At 40.9% G+C, this 318-nt stretch carries 1 pseudogene; it reads left to right on the top strand.

From position 1 onward, the window contains the following. Window positions 1–318: pseudogene (locus tag FHQ08_RS12735) on the top strand (IS5/IS1182 family transposase); the annotation flags it as partial.

Genomic DNA, 318 nt, shown 5'->3' with positions numbered 1-318 from the left:
AAAAAACGTCCGAGCAGTTGACTAACGAAATCGAACGGTTAGATCAAGTGATTGCGACAGAGCCGATTATTCCCGGCGGTTCACCTAACAAACGCCTACGGCGAAAGTTCAAACATGACCGTCATTTAATCGACAGTGACTACCTACCTAGAAAACGTAAATATGAGTCTAACAATGCAATTTTTGGTGATCGAAATAGTTTTTCTAAGACTGATCCGGATGCAACTTTTATGCGCATGAAAGAAGATGCAATGCAAAATGGTCAGTTGAAGCCAGGTTATAATCTTCAGATCGCGACTCAAAATCAGTTTGCACTAT

Source organism: Agrilactobacillus fermenti, assembly GCF_021030645.1.
Lineage (GTDB): Bacteria > Bacillota > Bacilli > Lactobacillales > Lactobacillaceae > Agrilactobacillus > Agrilactobacillus fermenti.
This window is presented reverse-complemented; position numbering and strand designations above follow the sequence as displayed.